Here is an 8,368-nt window from a genome sequence, read left to right as displayed (position 1 = left end):
AAACTAATAAAACGGAGAGCCTATGGCTTTAGAAACTTTCGGAATTTTTGGGTTAGAAGTATGTTGTCTTGGCATCTTGTCTGTTGATTTAGCATAAAGGGTAACGAAGAGCCATTAATCTCAGGGTTTCCCCGATATATTCTTGACTGGATAAATGCCAAGCAGATAATTCAAATAAATAGTTTTCTTTGACTTTTTCCTGATAGAAATAATCTGGATTTGTCCAAGAAAAGTCTTGATGAGCTAAGGCCGCTAAGGAATCTTTTGCTATCGCTAATTTTGCTTGTAAAATTTCTTGGTCTAATTGTAAAAAGTTTTGTAGGTGTGACTCCAAATCAAAGGAATTGCGCTTGAATTCCGCAACCGAGGAGGATGATAGCAGGGAAGAATCTCGATTCATATATAGAGTGAAGCCAGGGAGAATTAACTAAGAAATCCTTTCGTAGTATCTCACAATTTGGCTAAATTATAAGTAGGGAGGCACAATTATTTGTAGGACGGGTAGTAACCCATGCAGACGTTGGGTTTCATACTTCAACCCAACCTACGTTCATCTTATGTTTAATTCCACCCATTTACTTAGGGTTTGCTGAACAAGTTTTTCGTGGGGACAGGGTGTGGGGTGTGGGGTGTGGGGTGTAGGGTTTTACCGATTTTGAGGGGGTCAATTACCTAATTTTCAGGGAAAAAGTACCTGAATTTTGCCCCCGATCACTCCAATGGTTGGCACTTTTTGAGGGAAAAAAAGCCTAAAAGTCTTATACAACAAGGTTTTTAGATTTATTCAGCAAACCCTACTTAGCAGGAAGTTTTCGTTAAAACATTAGTGCCAGTCTTTGGCGTATATCCGCAAAAACTGGCACTGTCCATCTACTGACTTTCATATATTTAAGGTCTTTATCTCGGCTGACCTCCTTTGAAATTATCTATAGTATTTCCTACTTTTCCCTCCTTTCCTCTATACTTAATTATTTTTTAATATTTACTTCTGTGACGATTGGTCAGGTTTTATTAAGTAATGCTGCGGATGGAGGGAAACGCCGAGAATTTGTGATAGCCATACCTCAAAATCGTGGATTGGATAAGCTTGCTCCCCCGTCAAGGGATTTACCATTGGTTTCACCAGAATGGTAAACATTCCCAGACGATTTCCCGCTAAAACATCGGTAAACAAGCGATCGCCAACCATAGCAATTTGTTGGGGGGGGAGACTCATGGCTGCCATCGCTTGCCGGAGTTTGCGTCGAGAGGGTTTCACCGCACCGAGAAGGTAGGGAAGTTGTAAATTATCAGCGATCGCACCGATCCGATTTTCGCTAAGATTATTACTTACCAACCAAATCGGTAGATAAAGACGCAAGGAATCGACCCAACGCTGTAAATCGTCAGAAACCGTCGTTTCCTGGAGGGGAACAAGGGTATCGTCCACATCGAGAATCAATCCTTTAATTTGATGCTGACTCAAAATCTCCAGACTGAGACCGAGAATCGTATCCCCTAAAATTAAATCAGGTTGTAGAATTTTTGCTCTAGTCATTAACTTCTCAAAAATAACTCGCACTGAGTCGATCGAACTCAGCTTGCTCAAAAAACCATGGACTTATTTAGTATAAATGACTGACTGCCTCTGAAAATCTGGCCCGACCAATCCTTTCACTTGGCCGCTTGAATCACCTGTAAACTGCCACCAGCGTATAATTTTTGTTGACAATCACGAAAACCGAGCGCCTGTAAAGATCGGATGAGATCGGTATCGATAAACTGCCAAGCGGTATGGGTTTCAAATAATTGCAAAAATAGGGCCAAAGAAGGCCAAAAAAGCGGGTTAGTGGGTCGATGAAAATCCACGAGGGCAAAAATTCCCCCCGGTCTGAGAACTCGATACACTTCTTTGAGAATTTCCTCTAACTGCTCTGGTTCCATTTCGTGGAGAGCGGCGCTAGTATGAACAAGGGCGAATTCTCCGGCATTAAAGGGCATTTTTTCGGCTAATCCCTCCACATAATGCGCTTGCGGCACCGCTAAACTAGCTCGCTCCAGGGCCACAGGAGAGACATCTAAACCGGTACAGCGATCGGATAGGGGTACTAAATAACGGGTGGTTTGACCCGCACCACAACAGAGATCGAGGATAGGGTCATTTTTAGCGATTTTTAAACCTTCTAGGGCTAATTGCCGAAAACGGGACTCCCCACCCACTGCTAGGGCAGCCAGACGGGAGATACCATCGTAAAGCCATTGATATTGATAACTGAGGGGACGTAAAATTGTCGCCAAGATCAACCTCCAAGATTTGATTAAGTTCTATATTGTCTGTAATTTGTTTTAACGGTTCCACCGATATATTGTTAAACTTGGTAAAGAATCTGAAAATTTAAAAATTATCTGTTAACACTATGGGTCGCGTTGGGGTTCTATTATTAAATTTGGGTGGGCCGGAGCGGTTAGAGGATGTGCGTCCTTTTCTATTTAACCTTTTTTCTGACCCAGAGATCATCCGTTTACCGATCAAAGGATTACAAAAACCGTTAGCTTGGTTAATATCGACGCTAAGAGCGAGTAAATCCCAGGAAAATTACCGTCAGATTGGTGGTGGCTCTCCTTTACTCAAGATTACGGAAGCACAGGCCACGGCACTGCAACAACGTCTCAAGGAAATGGGCCGCGAGGTGAGCGTTTATATCGGGATGCGTTACTGGAATCCCTTCACCGAAGAAGCGATCGAGCGGATTAAACGGGATCATATCAAAAAATTAGTTATTCTGCCCCTTTATCCCCAATTTTCCATCAGTACCAGTGGTTCCAGTTTTCGTGTGCTGGAGGAAATGTGGCAGCAAGACCCCTATCTGCGTTTGACGGAATATACTCTCATCCCCTCTTGGTACGATCATCCCACTTATCTGAGTGCTATGGCCGATCTGATCGCGCGAGAATTAGAGCAGTGTCCTAATCCTGACCAAGTACATATCTTTTTTAGCGCCCATGGTGTCCCCCAAAGTTATGTGGAGGAAGCGGGAGATCCCTATCAAAGGCAAATTGAAGAATGCACTAGGGCGATCATGCGTACGCTAAACCGACCCAATCAGTACACTTTAGCCTATCAAAGTCGCGTCGGTCCGGTGGAATGGCTAAAACCCTACACTGAAGATGCTTTAAAAGGGTTGGGAGAGCAGGGAATTAAGAATTTATTGGTCGTGCCGATTAGCTTTGTCTCGGAACATATCGAAACTCTGCAAGAAATCGATATAGAGTACCGAGAAGTGGCGGAAGAAGCGGGAATTGAACATTTTCAGCGAGTACCGGCTCTTAACACTCACCCAATGTTTATCGAATCTCTCTCCCAGTTAGTGGTAAAATCCCTAGACGAGAAACCCACCACTTTCGAGCAAATTACCCGTCCGAAAGCGAATATGAAAATGTATCCCCAGGAGCGTTGGGAATGGGGGATGACAACGGCAGCCGAGGTGTGGAATGGTCGATTAGCGATGATCGGTTTTCTGGCAATTATTATCGAATTAATTACTGGTCAAGGACCGTTACATTTTGTTGGTTTATTATAACCCCGATCTTCGCTGCAATTGCCTTTGACGGTAATTTCTCACCCTGTGTAACCACCAAGACAAGGTTGGGTTTAAGTATATTTAACCCAACCATTGGCGATTTTATTTTCTCTTAGGACATCATATTAGCAGAACGAACATTAACGTTAACTTCTAGCTTGCCATTGCCCAGCATATCTAACCCGGTGACGCTAAACAGATTAGCTTTAATGCCCCTTTCCTGAAAATTAGCCAGTAATTCCTTGATGAGAACCTCTTCCACTTTCGCCTCATCATCTGCTAGGGCTTGGACAATTTTAGCGGCAAAAGAGCCAATTTTTGCGCTCAATATTTCTTCCACATTGGTAATCTCGATAATAACCATTGATTTTTCTTCTTAGTAGAGGATAAATAGCTTGACAAGCCAATAAGAACAGAATTTGCGAGAAAATAGAGCTGCTCTCATCTTAGGAATCAGTATAACCTGCACTGTTCCCCCCCAACGTAAATTCCCACCCATAAGGAGATTACTGCATGATAAACCTAGAGACCCTACAAGGTTGGTTAAATGCTCCAGTGGAAAATGAGCGACTAGAATTTAAAGAGGCTAAAAATCAATTTGATACAAACAAACTGTTAAAATATTGCGTCGCCCTTGCTAATGAAAGAGGTGGCCATTTTATCTTAGGTGTTACCGATAAACGTCCCCGTAAAATTGTTGGTTCACAAGCCTTTCCTACACCAGAAGAAATTAACAGCATTAAATCGCTAATCGTTCAAAAACTTGGCTTGCGTGTGGAAATCACCGAATTGGCCCACCCTGATGGTCGTGTCTTGGTTTTTGAAGTGCCAACCCGTCCCACAGGACAACCTATCGCCTTTGAAGGCGCTTATCTAATGCGAGCAGGGGAAGACTTAGTACCCATGACACCTGATCTGCTTAAGCGCATTTTTGCTGAAGATCAACAAGATTGGTTTTGTCAATCCGCTCGCTCTCATGCTAGTCCAGATGAGGTTATTGACCTACTCGACACCCAAACCTACTTTAAATTGCTCAAGCTTCCTTATCCTAGCCATCGTGATGCTGTTCTAGAAAGGCTACAAAGCGATCAACTCCTTGACCAAACATCAAAAGGTTGGACAATTCCTAATTTATCTGCCATCCTTCTGGCCAAACAACTTGATCGCTTTTCCCCTACCTTAGCCCGTAAAGCAGCACGAGTGATTATCTACGAGGGAACAGGTAAAATTAAAACTCGGCTGGAACAGACAGGAATTAAGGGATATGCTGTGGGTTTTGAGGGTTTAGTTAATTTTGTCCACGATTTAGCCCCTCAAAATCGCATCATCGAAGAAGTTCTTAGGGAAGAAGTGAAAATGTTTCCTAAACAAGCTTTGCGAGAACTCATCGCCAATGCTTTGATTCATCAGGACTTTCTCACTACAGGTGCTTCGGTGATGATTGAAATGTATGATGATCGAGTAGAAATCTCTAACCCTGGTATTCCTTTTATCAAAGTAGAACGCTTTATAGACGAATATCGCTCCCGTAATGAGCAATTAGCTGACATAATGCGTCGTTTTGGCGTTTGTGAAGAAAAGGGCAGTGGTATTGATAAAGTTATTTCCGCTGCCGAGAAATTTCAACTTCCTGCACCAGATTTTAGAGTAGGTGAGGTCCGAACAACTTCTATCCTATTCGCTCATCAGGATTTTGGCAAAATGAGTCAATCTGACCGTATTCGCGCTTGTTATCAGCACTGTTGTCTCCTATATATCAATAATCAACGGATGTCTAACCAGAGCTTAAGAGAGCGATTTCATTTAGACGAGTCAAGAGCTGCCACTGTGTCTCTACTAATCGGTGCAACTAAAGAAGCGGGACTGATTAAATCCGACGAATCTGAATCTAAATCAACTCGTTATGCTCGTTATCTACCCTTTTGGGCCTAGACTAGCTTTGAGCGAAGTCGAAAGGCTAAAAAGTGCTTTAACGCAAATCCATTTTAGGGATGTCAAATCGGCGAAACCCTTATACAGCAAGCAAAAAAGTGTTTTAACGCAAATCGACATTTTTCAAAGAGGAGATTTTATCATCATTTCCACACAGGAGTGGGACTTGTTGGCGACAACAGTGATACATTTCTTCACACTTCCCCTCCCCAATGCAAATAGGCTTCAATAAAGCTATCTAAATCCCCATTCATTACCCCGGTAACATCGGTGGTTTCCACATTACTGCGGAGATCCTTAACCAATTGATAGGGATGAAAAACATAGTTACGGATTTGATTGCCCCAAGCGGCCTCCACCATATCGCCGCGAATTTCTGCGATCGCTTGAGCCTGTTGTTCCCGAGCAATAATTAACAATTTCGCTTTTAATAAAGCTAGGGCTTTTTCTTTATTTTGTAATTGCGATCGCTCTTGGGTACAACGCACAGCGATGCCTGTGGGAAGATGAACTACCCGCACGGCAGTTTCCACTTTATTAACATTTTGTCCACCTTTTCCCCCCGATCTAGTGGTGGTAATTTCTAAATCTTTATCGGGAATTTCTACCCTCACCGCATCATCGCCCAAAATTGGCATCACTTCCACCCCGGCGAAACTGGTTTGACGTTTACCATTAGCATTAAAAGGGGAAATTCTTACTAACCGATGGGTGCCTTTTTCTCCTTTCAGATAACCGTAAGCATAAGTTCCGGCAATCTCAATTGTCACCGATTTAATTCCCGCTTCATCTCCTTCTGATATTTCCGCTAAAGTGACTTTATATCCCTGTTTCTCGGCCCAGCGAGAATACATTCTCAGGAGCATTTCTGTCCAATCCTGGGCATCGGTTCCCCCGGCCCCCGCATTAATCGTTAAAACCGCTCCTTTCGCGTCATAGGGACCATTTAAAAGCTGTTGCAATTCCCAGCGATCGAGGTCATGCTGTAAATGAGTTAAATTGTCCGTTGCTTCTTCTAGTAAAGTTCGATCGGATTCTAATTCTAATAACTCGATAATTGCCTTGGTATCTTCTAATTGTCCACACCAACTTTGATAGGTTTCTAAAGAAGATTTACATTCATTTAGTTCTTGCAGGGTTTTTTGAGCAGTATCGGGATTATCCCAAAAAGTGGGGACGGCCGCCACCTGTTCTAAGTCTTTAATTTTGGCCCTTAAAGTGGGTAAGTCAAAGATAGTCCTGGGTTTTCCCCAGGCGCGATCCTACTATCTCGATACCTTTTTTTAGTTCCGATATTTCCATGTTTTCAGTTATTAGTTATTAGTTATCAGTTACTCTAGGAGTCAGTCCCGATGAAAAAATTTTCACCCCCACAGATGAAAGAGGTTTCCTTCCCTACACCCCACACCCTACACCCTCTTTCAAGTCAGGAGGCCGGAGTTGAGAGTTGAGGTTTTAGGGTTTTGGGGTATTAGTTGAAATTCCCCTATCTCCCCATTTCCCCACTCCCCCATTTCCCCTATCCACTCTCTGTTCCCCGTTCCGCAGTTCCAGCGTTCGCTAAAATGGTACGATCGATCCGCGCAGGGGGGCAAGAGTTTGTAAAGCGTTTTCAGCCTTATTGCGACTACTAAACGCGCCTATTTGCCAGACGCGACGACCTTTGTAGGAGGTGGGAAAAGCGTCGGGATAGAGAGAACGAACCCTAGTGCGATCGCTCTCGGTTTTAGCTTCGATTACTACTTTAAAACCTTGGCGACTACTATTGCTCATATTACCACTACTGGGATTAGCGGCAGCCCGATTAAAAGTGATCACGTCTGATAAACTTCTGGGATTGCCTAGGTTGCGCGGTGGCGGTGGTGGTACAATTGCATTATTATTCTGGGAATTGGGAGGAGTCAGGGGGGGTAAATTAGGGTTAACTGGGGACGGTGGGGTAAAATTTGGCTCTGGCACTGGATTACTGACCACTGGCTGAGGATTGCTCTCTACTGCTGTTTCTGCAGCGGTAAAGGTATATTCTCGCACTTCGGGATTGGCAGAAGGATTAACAGGTGTTTCTGCTTTGACGGATTCTCTGGGGAGAGAATAACTATTACCCGCGAGTAATTCCGGGGGAGGATTGAAACTGGGACTATCGGCAGTTAGATAGATATGACTGAGATTTTGACCGGCTAGACTACGTTTAGTAAAGCGCCAGCCATCGATGAGATAAATTTGCATTAAACCGGTCCCTAAACCTTTTGTCCGTCCAATAATTACCTCCGATTGCCTGGGATTGCGGGGGGTTCCCACAAGGACTAATTCCCCGTTGCGTTGTACGATACGCAGCAGGTATTCTAAACCGTAATCTTTGCCCTGAATGCGAAGGGAATAACCGTTACTGTCGGTGGCCCGTTCACAACTGCCAGTAAAATCGAAATCGAGCAAGAGAGGCTGAACAATGGTCGGTTCTGTGCCATTTACCGCCCAACATTGGCGTTTACCCGGGATTTGTTGCAAAATCAGTAAATCGTATTTACCGTTACCGTAGGGTCGGGCAATAGCGATAAAATCCTCTTGATTAACTTCTTGTTGTTCAAAGAGAGTTGCTTGACTCGGTGTCGTCAGGAGACAACCCCCCAGAAGCGAAAACAGTAGGGTAAATTTTAAGGATGATTTTAGATTCATAAATAGGGAGCGTTGTTATAGAGATTGTACTTGCATTTATTTTATCGATCTGGACGTAAGCGAGAGAATTTTGTTTTCTTGGAAGATACCCCTCAGGAATTTTATCGAGTTCGATCGCAAGTTGTCAAATCTCGCATTCTCTATCGCCACCAGCAGGGGGAACCCGTCGCAAGTCGTGTTTCGTCACTTCCCCCACAGCAAAA

The 8,368-nt window shown here is 43.7% G+C and carries 8 protein-coding genes; 2 read left to right on the top strand and 6 right to left on the bottom strand.

All coding sequences use genetic code 11. The features are described 5' to 3' along the window. Window positions 1-88: 88 nt before the first annotated feature. The 3 genes from EWV84_RS19765 to EWV84_RS19755 form a co-directional block, all read right to left on the bottom strand. Window positions 89-400, bottom strand: coding sequence for a hypothetical protein (locus tag EWV84_RS19765; RefSeq protein WP_287079553.1), 312 nt, complete (start codon window positions 398-400; stop codon window positions 89-91). A 582-nt stretch (window positions 401-982) separates the two neighbouring features. Continuing rightward, window positions 983-1,537 carry a YqeG family HAD IIIA-type phosphatase gene (locus EWV84_RS19760; RefSeq protein ID WP_286823573.1) on the bottom strand — a complete coding sequence of 185 codons (555 nt, stop codon included), beginning with the start codon at window positions 1,535-1,537 and terminating at the stop codon, window positions 983-985. 116 nt (window positions 1,538-1,653) lie between these two features. Beyond that, a complete protein-coding gene (locus EWV84_RS19755) occupies window positions 1,654-2,277 on the bottom strand; it encodes a class I SAM-dependent methyltransferase (RefSeq protein ID WP_287079551.1) in 624 nt (207 codons plus the stop codon). A 119-nt stretch (window positions 2,278-2,396) separates the two neighbouring features. Here EWV84_RS19755 and hemH point away from each other — a divergent pair, with 119 nt between their 5' ends. After that, the gene (hemH, locus tag EWV84_RS19750) at window positions 2,397-3,560 is read left to right on the top strand and encodes a ferrochelatase (protein WP_287079548.1); all 1,164 of its coding nucleotides are present in this window, start codon (window positions 2,397-2,399) and stop codon (window positions 3,558-3,560) included. A gap of 112 nt (window positions 3,561-3,672) precedes the next feature. On the opposite strand, the gene EWV84_RS19745 is transcribed toward hemH, so the two are convergent. Continuing rightward, window positions 3,673-3,924, bottom strand: coding sequence for a DUF8653 family protein (locus EWV84_RS19745; RefSeq protein ID WP_286823576.1), 252 nt, complete (start codon window positions 3,922-3,924; stop codon window positions 3,673-3,675). 149 nt (window positions 3,925-4,073) lie between these two features. Here EWV84_RS19745 and EWV84_RS19740 point away from each other — a divergent pair, with 149 nt between their 5' ends. Next, a complete protein-coding gene (locus tag EWV84_RS19740) occupies window positions 4,074-5,492 on the top strand; it encodes an ATP-binding protein (RefSeq protein ID WP_287079547.1) in 1,419 nt (472 codons plus the stop codon). 194 nt (window positions 5,493-5,686) lie between these two features. Here the strand turns inward: EWV84_RS19740 and prfB are convergent. Both prfB and EWV84_RS19730 read right to left on the bottom strand, forming a co-directional pair. Beyond that, window positions 5,687-6,794, bottom strand: a protein-coding gene (gene prfB, locus EWV84_RS19735) for a peptide chain release factor 2 (protein WP_287079545.1) whose coding sequence is annotated in 2 segments (ribosomal slippage) — window positions 5,687-6,721 and window positions 6,723-6,794 — 1,107 coding nt in all. Because the reading frame shifts where the segments join, the coding sequence is not laid out codon by codon here. Between the two features lie 258 nt (window positions 6,795-7,052). Further along, entirely contained in the window at window positions 7,053-8,165 is a 1,113-nt protein-coding gene (locus EWV84_RS19730) for a DUF3747 domain-containing protein (RefSeq protein ID WP_287079543.1), read from the bottom strand. Between the last annotated feature and the right edge of the window lie 203 nt (window positions 8,166-8,368).

Source organism: Microcystis sp. M_QC_C_20170808_M3Col (assembly GCF_007095505.1).
Lineage (GTDB): Bacteria > Cyanobacteriota > Cyanobacteriia > Cyanobacteriales > Microcystaceae > Microcystis.
The sequence above is the reverse complement of the archived record's forward strand: the minus strand, read 5'-3'. Positions and strand labels throughout refer to the sequence as shown.